General features: G+C 56.1%; 16 protein-coding genes. 12 read left to right on the top strand and 4 right to left on the bottom strand.

What is annotated here, in order from left to right:
- Nucleotides 1-77: 77 nt before the first annotated feature.
- Entirely contained in the window at nt 78-1,310 is a 1,233-nt protein-coding gene (pepT, locus tag ABQ298_08300) for a peptidase T (protein ID MEQ9824371.1), read from the top strand.
- Nucleotides 1,311-1,351: 41 nt separating this feature from the next.
- On the opposite strand, the gene ABQ298_08295 is transcribed toward pepT, so the two are convergent.
- From ABQ298_08295 to ABQ298_08280, 4 genes are all read right to left on the bottom strand, one after another.
- Entirely contained in the window at nt 1,352-2,572 is a 1,221-nt protein-coding gene (locus tag ABQ298_08295; GenBank protein MEQ9824370.1) for a substrate-binding domain-containing protein, read from the bottom strand.
- Between the two features lie 232 nt (nt 2,573-2,804).
- Nucleotides 2,805-6,857: an ATP-binding protein gene (locus ABQ298_08290; protein ID MEQ9824369.1), complete on the bottom strand. Its 4,053-nt coding sequence runs from the start codon at nt 6,855-6,857 to the stop codon at nt 2,805-2,807.
- A gap of 187 nt (nt 6,858-7,044) precedes the next feature.
- Entirely contained in the window at nt 7,045-8,679 is a 1,635-nt protein-coding gene (locus ABQ298_08285; GenBank protein ID MEQ9824368.1) for a glycoside hydrolase family 9 protein, read from the bottom strand.
- A gap of 203 nt (nt 8,680-8,882) precedes the next feature.
- Nucleotides 8,883-9,845, bottom strand: coding sequence for an acetylxylan esterase (locus tag ABQ298_08280; protein MEQ9824367.1), 963 nt, complete (start codon nt 9,843-9,845; stop codon nt 8,883-8,885).
- A 313-nt stretch (nt 9,846-10,158) separates the two neighbouring features.
- Here ABQ298_08280 and ABQ298_08275 point away from each other — a divergent pair, with 313 nt between their 5' ends.
- From ABQ298_08275 to ABQ298_08225, 11 genes are all read left to right on the top strand, one after another.
- Nucleotides 10,159-11,169 (top strand): XdhC family protein, encoded by a 1,011-nt coding sequence (locus tag ABQ298_08275; GenBank protein ID MEQ9824366.1) that lies wholly within the window; start codon nt 10,159-10,161, stop codon nt 11,167-11,169.
- Nucleotides 11,170-11,212: 43 nt separating this feature from the next.
- Nucleotides 11,213-11,599, top strand: coding sequence for a molybdenum cofactor biosynthesis protein MoaE (locus tag ABQ298_08270; protein ID MEQ9824365.1), 387 nt, complete (start codon nt 11,213-11,215; stop codon nt 11,597-11,599).
- Nucleotides 11,600-11,634: 35 nt separating this feature from the next.
- Nucleotides 11,635-11,868: a MoaD/ThiS family protein gene (locus tag ABQ298_08265; protein ID MEQ9824364.1), complete on the top strand. Its 234-nt coding sequence runs from the start codon at nt 11,635-11,637 to the stop codon at nt 11,866-11,868.
- Between the two features lie 41 nt (nt 11,869-11,909).
- Complete coding sequence (gene mog, locus ABQ298_08260; protein MEQ9824363.1) at nt 11,910-12,434, top strand: molybdopterin adenylyltransferase; 525 nt, start codon at nt 11,910-11,912, stop codon at nt 12,432-12,434.
- A 4-nt stretch (nt 12,435-12,438) separates the two neighbouring features.
- On the top strand, nt 12,439-13,653 hold the full coding sequence (locus ABQ298_08255) for a molybdopterin molybdotransferase MoeA (protein MEQ9824362.1): 1,215 nt from the start codon (nt 12,439-12,441) through the stop codon (nt 13,651-13,653).
- Between the two features lie 21 nt (nt 13,654-13,674).
- Nucleotides 13,675-14,163: a cyclic pyranopterin monophosphate synthase MoaC gene (gene moaC, locus ABQ298_08250; protein ID MEQ9824361.1), complete on the top strand. Its 489-nt coding sequence runs from the start codon at nt 13,675-13,677 to the stop codon at nt 14,161-14,163.
- Nucleotides 14,160-15,218 carry a GTP 3',8-cyclase MoaA gene (gene moaA / locus ABQ298_08245; protein MEQ9824360.1) on the top strand — a complete coding sequence of 353 codons (1,059 nt, stop codon included), beginning with the start codon at nt 14,160-14,162 and terminating at the stop codon, nt 15,216-15,218. Before moaC ends, moaA begins: the two co-directional genes overlap by 4 nt.
- Nucleotides 15,219-15,292: 74 nt before the next feature.
- Nucleotides 15,293-15,745, top strand: a complete 453-nt coding sequence (locus tag ABQ298_08240; protein ID MEQ9824359.1) for a RimK/LysX family protein — start codon at nt 15,293-15,295, stop codon at nt 15,743-15,745.
- Nucleotides 15,746-15,773: 28 nt separating this feature from the next.
- Nucleotides 15,774-16,958 carry a 30S ribosomal protein S6--L-glutamate ligase gene (rimK, locus tag ABQ298_08235; protein ID MEQ9824358.1) on the top strand — a complete coding sequence of 395 codons (1,185 nt, stop codon included), beginning with the start codon at nt 15,774-15,776 and terminating at the stop codon, nt 16,956-16,958.
- The gene (locus ABQ298_08230; GenBank protein ID MEQ9824357.1) at nt 16,958-18,031 is read left to right on the top strand and encodes a succinylglutamate desuccinylase/aspartoacylase family protein; all 1,074 of its coding nucleotides are present in this window, start codon (nt 16,958-16,960) and stop codon (nt 18,029-18,031) included. Before rimK ends, ABQ298_08230 begins: the two co-directional genes overlap by 1 nt.
- The gene (locus ABQ298_08225) at nt 18,006-18,536 is read left to right on the top strand and encodes a CBS domain-containing protein (GenBank protein MEQ9824356.1); all 531 of its coding nucleotides are present in this window, start codon (nt 18,006-18,008) and stop codon (nt 18,534-18,536) included. Before ABQ298_08230 ends, ABQ298_08225 begins: the two co-directional genes overlap by 26 nt.
- The last annotated feature ends 147 nt before the right edge of the window (nt 18,537-18,683 follow it).

Below are 18,683 nucleotides of genomic sequence, written 5' to 3'. Positions count from 1 at the left end.
CCATCATGATGCATTCCTGCTGCCCAACAGTAAGTCAGGATTGTCAACCCTACCCTCGCGCTGCTAAGTTGTGGTGCATGCAGTCAACCCTTCTCGAACGCTTCCTTCGCTACGTCAGCATTGATACCCAATCTGATCCCGAATCCTCATCGTATCCCTCCACTGACAAGCAAAAAAATCTCGCCCGCCTACTGGTGCAGGAATTGCAGGACATGGGAATTGCCGATGCAGAACTTGACGCATACGGATACGTCTACGCCACAGTGCCATCCACCACCACGCTGGATGTTCCGACCCTCTGCTTTTGTTCGCACATGGACACCTCACCCGATGTGAGCGGTGCCCACGTCAAACCCATCGTGCATCGCAACTATCAGGGGCAGCCGATCAAACTGCCCGATGATCCCACTGTTGTCATTCAACCCGAGGACCACCCCGACCTTTTGGACCAGATCGGAAACGACGTAATCACCGCCAGTGGAGCCACCCTGCTCGGTGCCGATGACAAGGCCGGGCTGAGCGCCATCATGGAAGCGGTTCAATACTGGGTGCAGCACCCCGAGATTCCCCATGGTCCCATCCGCATTCTCTTCACTCCCGACGAAGAAATCGGCAAGGGTGTGCAGCATGTCGACATGGACAAACTTGGAGCGGATTTTGGCTACACCGTCGATGGAGAACGCGCGGGAGGATTGCAGGATGAGACCTTTTCCGCAAATCAAATGGAGATTGTCATCCATGGCGTGGGTGCCCACCCGGGCATGGCGAAAGGCAGACTGCAAAACGCCATCAAAATCGCAGGTGCGCTGCTTTCCGCGCTTCCCAGAGAACGACTCTGCCCTGAAAGCACCGAAGGTCGACAGGGATTTGTCCACCCCACAAGGATCGAGGGGATTGCTGAGGAAATTCACCTGCAGTTCATCATTCGCGACTTTGACACTGCTCAACTGGAGGCTCACCAGTCTGAGGTACAGCGCATTCTCGAATCCGTACTGCGCGACTATCCGGGTGCGCGGGCAGAGGTCAAGGTGGTCGAGCAGTATCGGAACATGAAGGAAGTGCTCAACCAGCATTCGAAGGTGGTCGAAATTGCAGAATCCGCCATTCGGTGTGCAGGACTCACACCGGAAAAAATCCCCATCCGTGGTGGCACTGATGGCTCCCGCCTCTCCTTCATGGGACTTCCCTGTCCCAACCTTTTCACCGGAGGCCACGCCTTTCATTCAAAGCAGGAGTGGGTCTCCGTCCAGGATATGCAAAAAGCCAGTGAGGTGCTGGTGCACATCGCCCGGATCTGGACCGAGCAGTGACCTCTGAAACTGAGTCGCCTTGAGTCAGAACCCGAAGTTCGTCAAGCGGGATGCGGTTCCCGTGCGATTGCGACGTCATCCACTTCCCAACCACGCATCTGCACGCGAAACTCCGTGGGTGTGATGCCCATCTGCTCGCGAAACACCGTTGTGAAACGAATGTTGCTCGCAAACCCGGTCAATTCCGCAATTTTCTGAATTGCCAGATCCGTATCCGCCAGCAGCTCACGCGCACGTTCCACGCGCTGGCGACGCAATTCCATCAGCGGAGTTCGGGCAATCTCGCTGCGAAAGCGGCGTTCGAGCAGGGATCGGCTGACTCCCACATGCTGCAACACATTTTCGATGCGAATGGGTTTGTGACAATGCATCTGCATGAATCTCAGGGCCTGAGCCACCACTGCATCCCCCACGGAAAACGTATTGGAAGACCCGCGCGTGAGCAACCCGACGCAGCGCAGGATTTTGTCACTGGCGCGTCCCGTCGTCAGCAGCGCATGAATGCAGTTACCTGCCTCAAATCCCATGGATTCAAGGGGAAGCCGTATGCTTGTCAGGTTCGGGTGGCTGAGTTGGCATGGCAGTTCATCATCGTTTACCCCAACCAGGGCCACCTGTTCCGGAACGGCAATGTCAAGTTGGCGACACAGCATCTGAGTTTCAAACGCCTTCCAATCATCCAACGCGCAAATGCCGACAGGTTTTGGCAGGGATCGCAGCCATACCTTCAAACGCTCGCGAAAGGTTGAGAGCTGCACGGACTGCTGCACCGCACGGTCTCTGGACGGAAAACCTTCTCCGAAGAGATGAAAACTCACGCCTTGCTGATCCAGATACCGCTTGAACGCTTCGTACCGCACTTTAGCAAAGGGAGCATCCATTCCTCCGACAAATGCAACATGCCGGAAACCCCGTCCGTGCAGATGCTGCGCAGCCAGATGACCAATCTCCTGATGGTCCACCCCCACCAGGGTGTCCTTGCATCCCGCTGGACGGTCAAACACCCTCACCACCGGAATTGTCAGCTGCTGCAGTGATTCTGGAAGAGGATCACCGGTATCGACCACCACCGCTGCATCAAAAGGAGTTTCATCGAAGCATTGGATCGATGAAAATTCCGCCGGACAGAGAGCATGCAATACGAGCTGCGGATATTGCTGTGCCCATTTCACCAGTCCACTCAAAACCCGCTGTCCAGGTCCCTGAAAGGAAGCAAACACAGCAACAGTTCCGGCTACCTGCTCACGTCTCTCCTGTTTCATCTCGTTCTGTTGTTCATTTTGCCATACTGGAACACCCGATACTTGCCTCGATACCTCTATCGGATCTGCCCGAAATCGTATTGCTCATCTACCAACCCAATGCACTCTGGAATTTCAGCACTGACACTTCGGGAAGTGCAGTGGATGTCATTTGTGCTTGCTGCCTGAATGCGTTTCGCAGGCGATCACGGCAACCCAGCCCCGGTGCATGGTCCCATGTGCGAATGAACGGTCAGGAATCGAACGCTTTTCGAATTTCCATCCACATCTGCTCGGGAATCACTGGTTTTTCCACATACCCATCCATGCCTGCTTGTGTGATGGATGCGTCATTCAACGTGCTGATGCCTGCACTCATTGCGATGATCTTGGGCTGGCGATGCGCGGGTAGTTGCTCACGGATCCACTTGGTCGCCTCGATACCGTCCATTACCGGCATCTGAATATCCATGAGCACCAAATCATAGCTGCCTGCTGCAACGGCATCAATGGCCTGTTTCCCATCGGTGACCACATCCACCTCAACCCCCATCTTCTGCAGCATCAGTTGCGCAACTTTCTGGTTCACTACGTTGTCTTCTACCAGCAACACCTGAAGGCTGCTGAAGAATTCATCCACCTGAGCACGCCTCACCGGGGTTGTGTCCGGGAAGTGTGCTGTAGCAGGTTCGTGGGCCAACACTCGTGTACATTGCTCCGCAAACGTTCGGAACCCGAAGGGTTTGATCAGACGCATCCCCTGCACATTCGCATTTGATGGCTCAAGATCGTGAGTGAGATGCAAAGTTGGAGTATCGGGAAATTGCTGTTTGAAATGGGACAACATGTCCGGTGAAGGAAAGGCATCTGCGTGGTCCACGATGCAAAAGTCGACCTCCACAGTATCCCTGTCTCCATCTGACCGAAATTGCACTTCCGATTCCCAGACCGTGACCTTCGCCCCACAGTGTGCCAGGTATGCCTCAAGGGTGGTGCTTTGGAATTCATCCCTGGACATCACACCGACCCGTATGCCTTGCAGCGACGGAACCTGCCATTCCTGCACATCGTCCTCCTGCTCGGGCAGGGGAATCTCTATGCCAAAAATCGTACCTTTCCCAGGCAGGCTGAACACAAAGATATCCCCACCCATCATTTCCGTCAGGTTGCGGCAAATCGAAAGTCCAAGGCCCGATCCCGCCAATTTCCGCATGCTGCCGTCGTCCACCTGCGAAAAGGGTTCGAACAGCTGGTTCTGTTTCTCAAACGGAATTCCGACTCCAGAATCTTCCACCTCAATGCGCAGCCAATCCTGCTGCTGGCTTGAATCAATGCTGTTGATGCGCACCCGCACAAAGCCCTTCTCGGTAAACTTGATCGCATTGCTGAGCAAATTCAGAAAAATCTGCCGCAGCCGGGCGGCATCGCCCATGCGCTTGCGCTGGATAACCGGGTCGCAATACAGCGACAGTTCAATCCCTTTTTCCCGCGCCAGCGGTGCAAACAGAGAGACCACCGTCGCTGCGATCTCCTGCATGTCAAAGGGAGCTTCCAATAATTCCATCTTGCCCGCTTCGATTTTGGAAAAATCCAGAATATCGTTCAGAATTGTGAGCAGATGCTGTCCCGACGATTTGATCGTCTGGAGAAAGCCATGCTGTTCACGGTCGAGCTTGGTTTCCTCGAGCAGGGAGCACATGCCGATCACTCCATTCATGGGCGTGCGAATCTCATGGCTCATCGAAGCAAGAAAGCGACTCTTTGCACGCGAAGCAGCCTTCGATTCCTCCGTGAGCTGATGGGACACTTCCAGTGCCTGCTTCAAGTGTTCGTTTTTCGCTCGCAACTCCTCAGCCTGTTGTCGGATTTCCTCCGTGCGAGCTTCGACCACGCGGGTCAACCACTGGTTGCGAGTTCGAAGTTTGTTCTCACGCCAGCGCACCGCGAGATAAATCAGTACTATTGCCAACAGCCCATAGGCCGCGTAGGCCACTCGTGTCAGATACCAGGGTGCCTTGATTTCAAAGGAAAACGCAATGGGTCCGGCCTGTCGGTTGTGGTAGTCCATCGCCTCAATCACAAAACGGTACCGGCCCGGAGGCAAATTGGTGTAATCCTTCGACCGGGTCGACACCCATGCCTCGCTGGGTTCTTCATATCCTTCCAGATGAAAGCGATAAACATTGCGCTCGATCAGAAATTGCGGGTTCGTCGTAAACTCAAACCTCAAATCCCGGTGCTCGGGGTCCAACACCCGTCGGGCCGATTCGCCAAGCTTCGAATCGCCCTTGAAATACGATGCCCAGACATTGTCGCCTCCTGGATCCGAAACCCTGGAAACCACCACTTCCAGCGGCTTTGGCTCGTAGTCCGATTCGATATCCAGACGTTCCAAAATCACCCCACCCGTAAACCCAAGCATACGCAGATTTCCCGATTCCCGAAAGCTGGTAGCCCGGTTTTCGAGATCCTGCCCAAAGAACTCAAGGGATTCATCATAATCCCCAATCGGCTTGGGAACGACGTTGGCTATCAGATCCGAGTAGGCAACCTGGTAACCATGAGAGGCACTCCATACCTCCTGAGTGAAGGCAAAGGGTCCCATTCCTCCAAAATAGTGCCACTGCTGTTGCTCGACAAATTTGCGCTGTTCCTCATCCCAGACCTTCAGCAAGGGGGATGGAATGTAACAGCGTCCTTCAATGATGAGAGGATTGATCCACATGTTGGCAACGCCCGCCTCTTCACTCAACTCCTCAAGCAGCCATTCCGTGGTTCGGCCATCGTGGGGCGGGATGAGTCTGCCCACTTTTCCAAGACCCATGCGAATCCAAAGGATCCCATCCGCATCCTCTCCCAGTCCGTGTACCACATTGATGCGATCCAGCACCTTGACCTCTGGTGTCCATTGGTCCGTTCCGGTCCATGACATGGCATAGAGCCCCGAGTATCCTCCAAAATAGACCCAATTCGATGACTGTGACCGAATGACGATGCTGCAATCGCCCTGCCCCTTGCGCACCCAACCCGTGGCGGTTTCGACCATCAGTCCATCACTGGTACCAATCAGTGCACGTCCATTCACAATGGTGCCCGTCCGACCCGATGGAAAGGGAAGGCGCCTGAAAGCCATGCGTCCACTGAATCCATGCCGAAGTTCGTTCACGTCCACCTCATATACGCTCACCGAGGTCAGGATGTAGCCGTGGGTATCGGTGAGCAGTACATCCGTTACATTGCCCTCCAGCCCCTGAGTTTCACCCAGGAACCACGTGCGCTCCGGGAATTTAAAATGACTGATGCCTCGATTGTGCGCCGCCCATACCGTGCCGTCACTGGCCACGGTCACACGATTGATCAGATTGTTCACCAATCCATGCTCCTGACGCAGGTTGCGGCATTGTTCATCATCCAGTATCCACAGCCCATCACCGCGCGTCGCAATCAGCAGTGCACCACTCTCAGTCACTACGATGGAACTGACTCCGTAGCTTGGATCTCCCGTATAGCGGGCATAGGATGCTTGCGTCAGCTCCGCTCCATCAAACTGCCACACCCGTCCACCCGAAGTGAGAATGATCAGGTCTCCATTGTCCAGCTGGCCGCTGGCAACCGGGGTGTTCGTATCATAGAGCACCTCTGTATCGGGTACCGCTTCGAGGCGATTCCCGTCATAGCGCAGCACCGTGCTGTCCGCACCCACCGGAATCAGTGCATCGCCCATCCAATACATGCGAGCGATGTAGGTGTGCTCAAAGACGATTTCCGCTTTTGGCATCCCGGATCGATACCGCAATACCTGATCCAATGATCCGATGTAAACGTCGCCATCCCGAAACAGAATCGAATGCACCAGGTGGCCATCCGAATCAAAATCCCGAATCACGTCATACAGATTCTCAAACTGCCAACCCGTGGTTTCCGTACGGTATGCCCGAACCAAAGAACGAAATCCGGCCAACCACAGGTTTCCCGATTCATCAAATGCCCCAATGTTGTAGCCTCCGTCCAGAATGCGGCGGCTGCCACTGCTGCTGAACTCGAATACACCATTTTCAGTCAGGCTGTAGACAAATCCGTTGGGACCTTCCAGAACCATGGCATTGGACGGATGGCCGCGATAGTCGGACGATGTGATGCGGTGAATTTCCGTGCGAGCCTGAAGAAAATCAGTCTGCTCAGACTCCTCAGCACCCAGAACTCCAGCAAGCAGGCACGCCATTCCGACCCCGATCACAACTGTGAGCGAGTCTGCATACCACCGCTTCGAGTAGCGGCGGTCTGTTCGACTGGAAAAACGATACATGGTCGGACCCTTTGCATCCCACGCGGTGGGTTACTTCTTGTTCGACAGGGTTTCCTGCAGCCCAAGCAGGAATTGCAATGAACGCCGAACATTTACAGGCAATTCACAGCCCATGCAGTTCAGTTCGATACGGTCGACCCCGGGGATTCGCCTGCTGACTTTCCCAGGGGATCTTCAGAGCAAGCTCTCAACGCAACACTGCAGCAAGAGCATAAATCAGCGCACCATTCCAGTTGATCGCAATCTCGTTCGTCCGGTAACTGCCGATCTCGTCAAGCCAGTCTTGCGCCGTCGGATTCGCACCTCCCACGAGGTAGCCCGGCCAGGGTGCATCGACTCCATCTTCCGCAATGCGGCGGTCATGCGGATGCTGCGGCGGACGAAATCCCAGCCCGGTCACATAGGAGCGCCCATGCACATTGCGCCCAAAGAGGTGATGGATCGCATCGAGGGAAACGTGCTCATACTCCGCTTTGGCCTGCACACGCATCGCCGACTGCAACACATGCAACTGCCGCGCGACAGTGCCGTTGCAGCCCCAGTAGTAGCGATCCCCCAACGGCCTGGAGTACGGATGTGCCTGAGCGGTCTGCACAATGCGGTCAGCCGCTGCGATTAGATCCTGCTGCAGCGCCTCCACCAGTTCCGGGTTCCGTCCATCGCGCTCCGCAAAGACATAGGCAATCAGCCCCAAATTCCTTAAATTGCCCCAGTCAAAATCGGTATCAAATTGCATCGCATCCGCACGAATCCGGGATTCAACATCCGCCAAAATTGATGCCTGCCCCGTTGTGACCCACAGCTCCGCCGCCGCCCACAGGCGATCATCCGCGTCCGGAGACTCATACGGTCCCGTGTGAAACCCTTCCATGTTTGCTGGAACGTAGTCCGGGTGCTGGACCAAATAGTCGTAGCTCTTGAGGGCCGCCACCAGGCAACGCTCCGCAAACCGTGCATCGTAGGGTTCATAGATTCTGGCAGCCATCGCCATCATGCCCACAAAATTTGCGGTGGAGGTTGACCCCCACGGGGTAAAATAACGCGGTTCCTTTTCGTCCTCCGGGTTGATGAAGGGACCAAATCGCAACGTGCTCAGCTTGTGCAGCACACGACCATCCGGTTCCTGCATGGTGAGCACCCAATCCAGTTCCCACTTTACCTCCGCAAGCAACTCCGGGATCGGTCCACCCTTCTCGGGGAGATTCAGCTCAACGGTCTCGACCTGCTCCTGAAACTCCTCCCAGGCGCGCAGCATCGAAAACACAGTAATGCCCGCATTTGAAACGTATTTGTTGTAGTCTCCCGCATCGTGCCACCCTCCAAGGCTGTAACGGTATTCATGTTTGCCTGTCACGTAGTCCATGTAACCATCTTCGAGGTGACACGCTGCATGCTGGAACACTTCGCCATTGTGCTCCCCTTCAACAGCCGTGCCACAGCGCCAAAGATACATGGCTCTCACCACGGTCCGGAAGGCATCGGTGTACACATCTGAAGCAATTCGAAATGCCCCTGATGCGTGGTCACCCACCCTCAGTTGATAGTTTCCTTCTGTCACCAGTTCAGTGAAATCCGCCACACTGAGTTCTGGATGTTCCGCACCCAAAGGTGTCAGATTTCCATGAAAGACCGTTTCCCCATCCTCCACATTCACAATCGAATATTCGATGGCGTCACCCACTGCAACGGTGGCCACTTTGGCCGCAGAGGGATAGTATCCCAGTGAATTGAGGCGAATGGCATGCGGTTCCGCCCAAAGGTTTAGGACTAACCACAATGAAATGAAAACCGCGCCCAGAGCGCGCATTCGGATTCTCTGCATATATCGATTCATGATCATTCTTTCAGGGTTTCATTCACGTGCACAGGGTGCACTTCGTTCACAGGGTTCGCAATTTAGTCAGCATCACTCCGCTGGCAATGCCAGGAATATGCTTGTGAATGCATAACATCCGCGTCAGTTGAATCCGCATGCTTTTGCCGCTTCCGGCACCCCCAATCGTGAGGCCGGACTCACGCGTACAGTCACAGACCCCACATTTCCTTCAGCACCACATCGTTAAGTCCGGGCAAATACTCGTGCGCGTAGTCCGGGTAGATTCGACATTGCTTCTCGCATTGAAGACGGTTGTAGACCGCAAACTGAGTGGAGGGCGGACAAATCATGTCCATGAGGCTGATCAAAAACGTCGTGCGCGCCTTTACCCGATCCGCAAGATGGTGTACATCAATGTATCCCAAGCGCGTGAAAAATTCCTGCACCCGTTCATGCATGGGGTCCCGCATCCGCAGAAAATACCGCAACTCCTCGTAGGCATCCTTTGCAAGATCCATCTGCCAGACCCGCAGATAGTCACTCAAAAAGGGATGCACCACCACCGCCCGCCGAATGCGTGGCTCCAGAGCCGCGCAAGCCACCGCCAGTCCTCCACCCTGCGAAGCTCCCACCACACCCATTCGGGTTTCATCCACCTCGGGCAGTGCCGCCACCACTCTTGCCAGCTGCACGGTGTCGAGAAAATGCGAGCGATACATCAGCTTGCGCGGGTCAGGGTCCTCCAACCCACGAACGATGTGCCCGCGCAGGGTCATGCCTCGCACTCCACCCGGATCTTCGGAGCACCCTCCCTGTCCGCGACAGTCCAGCGACGCCACACACAGGCCTTCACCACTCAGTGCGAGACCATCCGACCAATCTCCGGCGGAGCCGGAGTATCCGTGAAAGCGAAGCACCGCTGGCGCGGCCTTTGCAGAGCGGGGTCGCAGGTATTTGGCATGAAGGCGTGCACCCCCTACGCCAGTGAACCACAGGTCAAAGGCCTGCGATTCCCGCGGCCTGAACGTTTCGCAGGGAATCAGTTCCACCCGGGCGTCCACGGCGTGCAATTCCTGCAGGGCCTGTGCCCAGTAGGCATCAAAATCTGAGGGTCGCGGGTTGCTTCCCTGGTATTGCTTCAGCGTTTCTAGCGGAAAATCAAAGGCTGGCATGGGGCACGGTTCTAACACAATTCCACAACCCCGCAAAACCAAAAGCACTGATCATCAATCACGTTTCCGTAGGAATCGCGTTCACCACGATGCCGCATCTTGTGAGGTAACGGAGGTCTCCGGCTAGCGAAGACCCTACGTTTCTGTTCAGTGAACAAAACCAGAACCAGTATGAGACCGTCGACTGTGGGCTGTAAACTCCCGGGGAATTCGGCGTTTGCCAGTAAATCCCGGACCGATGCTTTGCGCCAGCTTGCGTTGATTGGATTTCCGTGGAAAATCCAATCCAATTGAATTGGACTGACCCAACACCATGAAGGCCATCGTCCACGATCCGTCGGAATTGCATGCCATTGCTAAACGAGTGCTGGAAAATCCCGGCCAGGCGGTGGCATTGGTGACGCTGGTGCGCAAGACGGGTTCGAGCTATCGTCAGCCAGGCGCACGCATGCTTGTCCTGCGGGATGGTTCAACCCTGGGGACGATCAGTGGGGGCTGCCTGGAGCAGGATCTCGCCGATCTCGCTCGTGGGATGCAGGAGTCTGGTCAGCGCTTTGCCGAGCATACCATTGATACGCGGCCCATTTTTGGATGCCAGGGCACGATTACACTCTGGATCGAGTGTGTGGAGCCGGAGGACCCGGACTGGATGGCGTGCATACAGGGCATTCTACAGTCGGTGGAGCAACGCCAGCCCATCACACTGGTGACTGGTGGAAGTGATGGCCAGCCCGGTGCAACGCGTTTGCTGGATCAGGTTCGGCACCCAGGCCATGATGAAGGTGTCGGCTTTCGGCAAAGCCTGGGCCTGCGCAAGCGCATCGTGCTGGTCGGCGCGCACACCGATGTTTCCGCAGTTGTGAATCTTTCAAAATCCCTGTCATGGCAGTGCATTCAGGTGGTCCCCGGGGCGCAGCGAAGGGGATGGATTGCCACGGGGGATCCTGCTGTGCAAGTGCTTCACGTGGAGGCCGACAGTCTGTTAAAGCACCTCCAGCCCGACTCTGCCACCGCAGTCGTGATCATGACTCACCACTTGGGGCGGGATATCAGCTATGCACGGGCAGTGCTCAACGCGGGCTTTGCATACGTCGGCATGTTAGGCTCAGCCCGTCGGCGCGCGGAACTGTTCGATCATTTGATGGACCTCGGGGATGCTTCCCTGGTGCTTGCGGCAGATCAGCTGCACTGCCCCATCGGACTCGACATCGGATCGGAAACCCGCGAACAGATCGCGCTCAGCATGATCGCCGAGGTTCAGGCAAGCTTTGCCAAACGAAACGGAGGCAGGCTGAGGGATGCATGCCAACCGATTCACCCGTGACGCCTTGCGCGCCATGCACAGTTGTGCAAGCTAGCATGCATCCATGATAGAAATTCACCTCATCGAGCAAGCGATCGAAAGCTATGAAAGCCCGGCAACTGTCGAAGCAGTGTCCGGACATGGAGCATTGGTGGAGTTTGCGGGCGTGATTCGCCCGGAAGAACAGGGAAGCCAGATCTCCGGGATTCGCTACGAAGCCTATACTGCAATGGCGGAGAACGTCATGCGGGAGCGTCTGGAAGTTCTGCAACAGAAGCACGGATTTCTCGCTGCAGAGGTGATTCACCGCATCGGCTCGGTGGACGTGGGTTGCCAGGCGATTCGGGTGCGCATCTGGTCTGCCCATCGCAAGGAAGCCTTTGCCGCACTGATCGCGTTTATGGATGAGCTGAAACAGGAGGTACCGATCTGGAAGGTTGCAACTTATTAAAAACAGACTTGGTTTGCAGGAGATTTTACAACGCAATGAAAGCAACTCTACTCGCTTGGGCACAAGCAAAAACCCTCGTTGGGTTTGAACAGAAAGCCTTTGAATTTGACCCCGCCGAGCGCGTGTTCGACGTGATTGAACGCGTGTGCGGTGATGCGTCGGAACTGCAGTTCTGTCGGGTCGCAGTCAATCAACGCATCCACGATTGGGACGCTCCGATCGGGGATGCCGTTGAGGTGGCACTCATCCCCCCGGTGTCGGGCGGTTGAGTCTTGCACGGGCGAGCAACCCGGGTTGCAGCAGAGCAAACATGAATATTGGCATCATCAACGTTTCCGACCGTGCGAGCGCCGGAGTCTATGAAGACATTCCCGGCAAAATTGCGCGCGGACTGCTTGAGCGCTACCTGTGTTCCCCGTGGCAGTGCATCTATGCCGTCGTGCCTGACGAACAGGCGCAGATCGAGGCCACTTTGATCAAAATGGTGGATGATCAGGGTTGCAGCCTGATCCTGACCACCGGAGGCACAGGCCCCGCGCCCCGTGATGTGACTCCTGAGGCGACTGAAGCGGTGTGTGACAAGATGATGCCGGGATTTGGTGAAGCCATGCGCATGGAGAGTCTCAAAATTGTTCCCACCGCCATTCTTTCCCGACAGACTGCGGGAATCCGTGGCCGCTGTCTGATTGTCAACCTTCCGGGCAAACCGAAAGCTATTGAAGAGTGCCTGCAGGTTGTATTTCCTGCCATACCCTACGCGATCAAACTGATCGGTGGCGGAAGCATGGAAGTGAATGCATCCGTGATGCAGGCCTTCGCTCCCAAACCAGACTGAGATCATGGCTGAACCGGAACGCAACATTTCCCTCGTACGGGCACGGGAGTTGATAGGGAAGCATGTGACGACGCTGGGAACCGAAGCGGTCCCACTCGACCGGGCACTGGGTCGGGTTCTGGCCACACCAGTCTGCGCGGATCGCGACCAGCCTGCGTTTGATCGCGTCACCATGGACGGCATTGCCATTCAGTATCGGGAAGGGCAGCAATGCTGGCACGTTCGTGGGGTGCAGTTTGCGGGAGAGACACCGCTGCGCCTGAAAGATTCCGGTGACTGCGTGCAGGTCATGACGGGGACACAACTGCCTGAGGGGGCTGACACAGTCATCCCGATCGAGTGGCTGCAGGGCAAGTCATCCGAATTTCACCTCCTGCCCTCTTCAACAGTGGAATTTGGGCAAATGGTTCACCGAAAGGGCAGTGACTGTCGCACTGGCGACCCCTTGATTCCAGAAGGCACCCTGCTGAACGCAGCAGCATGGTCCCTCTGTGCGAGTGTCGGTGCCACTCAGTTGCAGGTGAAGCGGCTCCCCCGCATTGCCTTTGTCTCGACCGGAAATGAGTTGGTCGATGTGTCGGAGATCCCGGGAGCACAGTCGATTCGTCGCAGCAATGACCGTGTGGTCGCGGCTGAATGCGCAAAAGCGGGCCTGTCTCTGCACGCCTGCATTCACCTGCCCGACGACCCTGGTGTGATTGAGACGACGCTGCATCGCCTGTTGGGCGAAGTGGACTGGGTCGTGTTCTCGGGCGGGGTATCCATGGGCAAGGCTGACCACATTCCCGATTGCGTACGGCACTGCGGTTTTGAAATCCTGTTTCACAAGGTTCGACAAAAACCCGGAGGCCCCCTGCTCTTTGCAAAGCATGCGTCGGGGTGTGGTTTGTTGGGCTTGCCTGGCAATCCAGTCTCATCCCTTGTCTGCAGTCGCCTCTATCTACGCCTGATTTTCCAATATCAGTCGGGTTTCCCACTTGGGGACAGCTGGGTTCCCCTGGCGGAACCGGGTCCAGACGACTCCGAAAAAACCCGCCTGTTGCCAGTTCGCATGGAACGTTCGCCGCAGGGCGATATACGGGTTCGCCCCGTGCCGACCAATACTTCCGGAGACATGGTGAGCGTGATCCATTCCGATGGACTGCTCATCCTCCCCCCTGTAAATGAACGTTCATCGGACCCCCATCCTGCACTCGAATTCCTCAACTGGAATACTTGAGTTCATTCCATGCCGACCGAAATGAGCCAAACACCTGAATTAACCCATCTGCAGCCCGACGGAACTCCACGAATGGTCGATGTGGGGCACAAGAGCACGACCCATCGTTCCGCCGTGGCACGCGGACGCATCCGATTGCCCGAAAACCTGGATCTGCAACCTTTGACCGGCGAACTTGTCACCGCCAAGGGTTCCGTGCTGCACACTGCCATCATCGCGGGCACACAGGCCGTCAAGCGCACGGCGGACCTGATTCCATTTTGCCATCCACTACCGGTGGAGTCGATCCACTTCACACATCGCTTTCTGGAAAATTGTGAACTTGAGCTTACTTGTGAGGTGAGCCTGACACACAAGACCGGAGTGGAAATGGAGGCGCTAACCGGAGTGTCTGTCGCCTTGCTTACCGTGTATGACATGTGCAAGAGTGCCGGGCAGGACATGGTGATGCATTCCATTGAAATTCTGAAGAAGTCTGGAGGAAAGGCCAACATCGACAAGACCCGGTGAATCCCAAAACCACAGAACCCGACACACTGCCTGCAACGGCTCCCCACGATCAGTTGGGGCGGACCATGCGGGATTTGCGCATTTCTCTGATCGACCAGTGCAACATGCGTTGTCGTTACTGTATGCCCGAAGAGCGCTTTGGCCGAAATTACCCGTTTCTGAAACAGCGCGAACTGCTCTCCTTTGATGCGATCCTTCGCATCATCCGTGCTGCAGAAACGCTTGGGGTGGAGAAGGTGCGACTCACCGGAGGCGAACCCCTGCTGCGCCGCAAGCTCGATATCCTGATCGCACGCATTGCTGCGGAAACGGGGGTCCGTGACATCGCCCTGACTACCAATGGACTGCTGCTTGCCGACCGGGTGCGTGACTTGAAGCGCGCGGGATTGCAACGCGTGAACCTGAGTCTGGATGCGCTTGATGCTGCCACATTTTCCCGCATGTCGGGAGGATATGGCGATCCGAAAAGGGTATTGGCCGCACTCGATGCAAGCATCGATGCCGGAGTGAAGGTGAAGATCAACAGCGTGATTCGACGAAACGTAAATGACGATCAGATCCTGCCCCTGCTGAAGCTTGCCATGCAGCGAGGCGTGGAAGTCCGCTTTATTGAATACATGGATGTGGGTGCGAGCAATGGGTGGCAGCGTTCTCAGGTTTTTTCCGAATCTGAAATCCTTGAACGCATTACCACAGAAATGGGACCGGTGCGTGCACTGCCATGCGAGTGGAGCGCTGTCGCGCGTAGGTATGAACTGGAATCCCATGCAAACTGTCGCTGGGGCGTGATTGCATCGATCACCCGCCCGTTTTGCGGGGGTTGTGTGCGGGCACGCATTTCGGCGGATGGCAAACTCTACACCTGCCTGTTCAGTGATCATGGAACTGATCTGCGTCCGAGTCTGGCACCCGATCAAGCACCGGATGCCGTAATCGACACATTGCGCGAAGTCTGGCTGCAACGCAGTGACCGCTATTCGGAACAACGCGACGCGGCTCGCACAGAAACAACCTCCCCGGCCCATCGCGTGGAAATGTCCTATATCGGCGGTTGAGGAAATTGTTGCCTGCGAATGCGTTCCAGGTTTGCGCGATCAGTGGAAGCTGCCCACATTGAGGAACCAAAACCATGTCACACCCAGAACCCATGCTCATCGGATGGAAAGAAACCGTCGACCTGCCGGATTGGGGAATCTCCCACCTGGTCGTCAAATCCGACACGGGTGCACGACGGTCCAGCCTCGATGCCACGGAAATCCGTCAGATTGATGATGATCATGTCGAGTTCAATCTCATGCTGCATCGGCGCGACCGCAGCCGGTTCCTTCGCGTACGCGCGCCGATCACCCACATCGGACACGTGAAATCGAGCAATGGATTGAAGGCTGAGCGATTTTTTGTCAGCACTCATCTGCGTATCGGTTCGCATACCTTTCCCGTCGAATTGAGTCTCAGCAATCGCGCTGGTATGACCTGCCGGATGCTGTTGGGTCGCCGGGCACTTGAGGGAAGATTCTGGGTGGACGCAGCGTCGCGCTATCGGGTGCGGGATCGATTGACCACACGCATCGCAGCTCGCTGAAATGCATGACTCATCGCCTATGAAACCTTTGCACATCGCCATTCTCTCCCGGGGACCACGGCTTTACTCCACGGTTCGGCTCAAGCAGGCTGCTGCTGAGCGTGGACACAAGGTCAAGGTGCTCGATACCTTGAAATTCGCGCTCTATCTGGAACAGGGTGGCCCCGACTTGACCTATGCTGGTCGGCGCATCCGGCACTACGATGCCGTGATCCCCCGGATCGGGAACTCCATCACTTCCTTTGGCAGTTCCGTTGTGCGGCAGTTCGAACAAATGGGATCTTACTGCGTGAACACAGCTTCGGCAATCCTGGCATCCCGGGACAAACTGGCGGCCCTGCAGGCACTCAGTCGTCACGACCTGGGCATTGCCCACACCGCTTTTGTTCGCTCCCCCAAAGACATCCTGCACGCCATCCATTCCATGGGAGGCGCACCGGTGGTGATCAAACTGTTGTCGGGCACACAGGGCATCGGTGTCATCCTCGCGGAGAGCAACAAGGTTGCAGAAGCGATCATCGAGACTCTCAGCAGTGTGAAGCAGGATGTGCTTGTGCAGAATTTTGTTTCAGAATCCAAGGGACGCGACATCCGTGCATTTGTGATCGGCGACAAGGTGGTGGCTGCCATGCGGCGCACTGCGGCGGGCCAGGAATTTCGCAGTAACGTGCACCGGGGTGGGACCACGCAGGTGGTTCAGCTCGACCCGGAATACGAACGAACCGCTGTGCGTGCGGCTCAGATTCTCAATCTCAACGTTGCGGGAGTGGACATGCTCGAAGGCAAGGATGGTCCAGTCATCATGGAGGTCAACTCCTCTCCCGGACTCGAGGGCATCGAAGCTGCCACTGGCATGGACATTGCCGGTGAGTTGATCCGTTTCATGGAGGACCAGATCCAGTTTGGCAATTTTGATGTGCGCGAGCGCCTCACCCTGACACGGGGTTATACCATCTCAGAGTTCACAGTGCAGCCCCATTCCGACATGGTCGGGCGCACCATTTCTGAAAGTGGATTGCGTGAGCTCGACATCGTGGTGCTTCGCATCGTTCGGGGCGGTGAGCAAATTGCCAATCCGCGCTTTGACCGTGAAATCATGGCTGGCGATGTGCTCATGTGTTATGGAAACATGAACGCGCTTCGTGCGTTCCTGCCCGAACACGCTCACAGCCGACGCAAAAAATCGAGACGTAAACCCAATCCCAAAAACTGATGCCCTCCCATGCCTTGAATATTGCGGGTGAGGTGGTCAACCCTGGCGAGAGCCGGGATCTCCGCCTGCAGATCTCAGAAACCTATTTTGGGGAACCTGTGCGAGTGCCGCTTCGGGTCATTCGCTCGATTGCCCCGGGGCCCGTTGTGTTTGTGACGGCAGCCATTCATGGTGATGAAATCAACGGAACCGGCATCATTCACGACTTTTTGTTCGGTTCGCCCATTGAATTGCTGCGCGGGAGTCTGATTCTGGCGCCTGTGGTCAATGTCTTTGGATTTGAAGCACATGAGCGCTACCTGCCGGACCGCCGGGATCTCAACCGCAGTTTTCCGGGTTCCCCCAACGGCAGCCTGGCCAGTCGGGTGGCCCACCGTCTGATCACGGAATTTGCGGACAACTGTGATTTTGGGATCGATCTGCACACAGCGGCCTTTCATCGCACCAACTACCCAAACGTACGTGCCGACCTCTCCCGCCCAGATGTGAAACGGCTCGCAAATGCGTTTGGCTGTGCCCTCGTGATCGATGGCAAAGGGCCGGTGGGTTCGTTTCGAAGGGAGTGCACCAAACGTGATTGCCCAACGATCATCCTCGAAGCGGGCGAACCCTGGAAAGTGGAACCGGGCATCCTGCAGCTGGGAGTGCAGGGCATCCGCAATGTGCTCATCCGCTTTGGCATGCTCGAAGGCAAGGCCGTCGAGCCACCGTATCAGGCACTGATTCGCAAAACCACCTGGGTGCGGGCTGCGGTAGGGGGCATACTCAAGTTTCATGTCAGCCCCGGTCAGTTTGTGGAAGACGGCCAACCCATCGCAACCAACTACAGCATTCTGGGGCAGGAGCAGAATGTGCTGCACTCAAAACACGACGGTATCGTGATTGGCATGACCACCATGCCTGCCATCAAGCCCGGCGAACCCATCTGTCACATCGGACTGGTACCCAAGCGCTCGCTCGTGCGTTTTCGAAAAAAACTGGAGCAGGGACCACGGGATCCACACCTGCGCGTCGAGCAGGAACTGGCGACCAACGTGGATGTGGTGGATGGTGAAAGCGCAGGTGGAGCTTGACGGGGTTTATGTCGCAAGACTGCTTGATTTTGAACATGCCCGGTGGTTAGTTGTTCGCATGAACACGGTGCGCAATATTCTGGATCAAAAAATTCCCCACGTCAGCATCACGATCTCCCCCGACAAAACGACATTCGAAGCTTTGGAGTTGATGGACAAGCATGATGTGGGCGCCATCCTCGTCATGGAAAATAACAAGCTGGTAGGACTGTTTACCGAGCGAGACTACTCGCGCAAGGTTATCCTGATGGGACGTGCCTCCCGTGAAACTCCCGTTCGCGATACCATGCTGGACAAGCTACTGGTCGTGCCGCCATCCATGTCGGTGGAGGATTGCATGAAGCTGATGACCGAAAAACGCATCCGCTACCTGCCAGTGATGGAGGAGGACCGCTTCATCGGGATCGTGAGCATCGGCGATGTGCTCAAGTCGGTGCTGAATGCCCAGGCTCAGAGCATCAACCACCTCGAACGCTACATCACCGGTGGCGATTATGGGGTGTAAACAGGGTTCTGACAGCACTCTTCCGGGCGGCAAACGGGTTTGCGGCTCCCTTGCATGATTTCGGAATACCATGGCTGAGGCTTGAATTCCGCGATACGGGACTTAGAATGCGGGCATGCTACTGAAGAAGGCAGAGAAAACTGCACC

The organism is Puniceicoccaceae bacterium (assembly GCA_040224245.1).
In the GTDB taxonomy this organism is placed as follows: Bacteria; Verrucomicrobiota; Verrucomicrobiia; order Opitutales; family JAFGAQ01; genus JAKSBQ01.
Note: the sequence above shows the minus strand (reverse complement) of the source record. Positions and strands in the feature narration are given on the sequence as shown.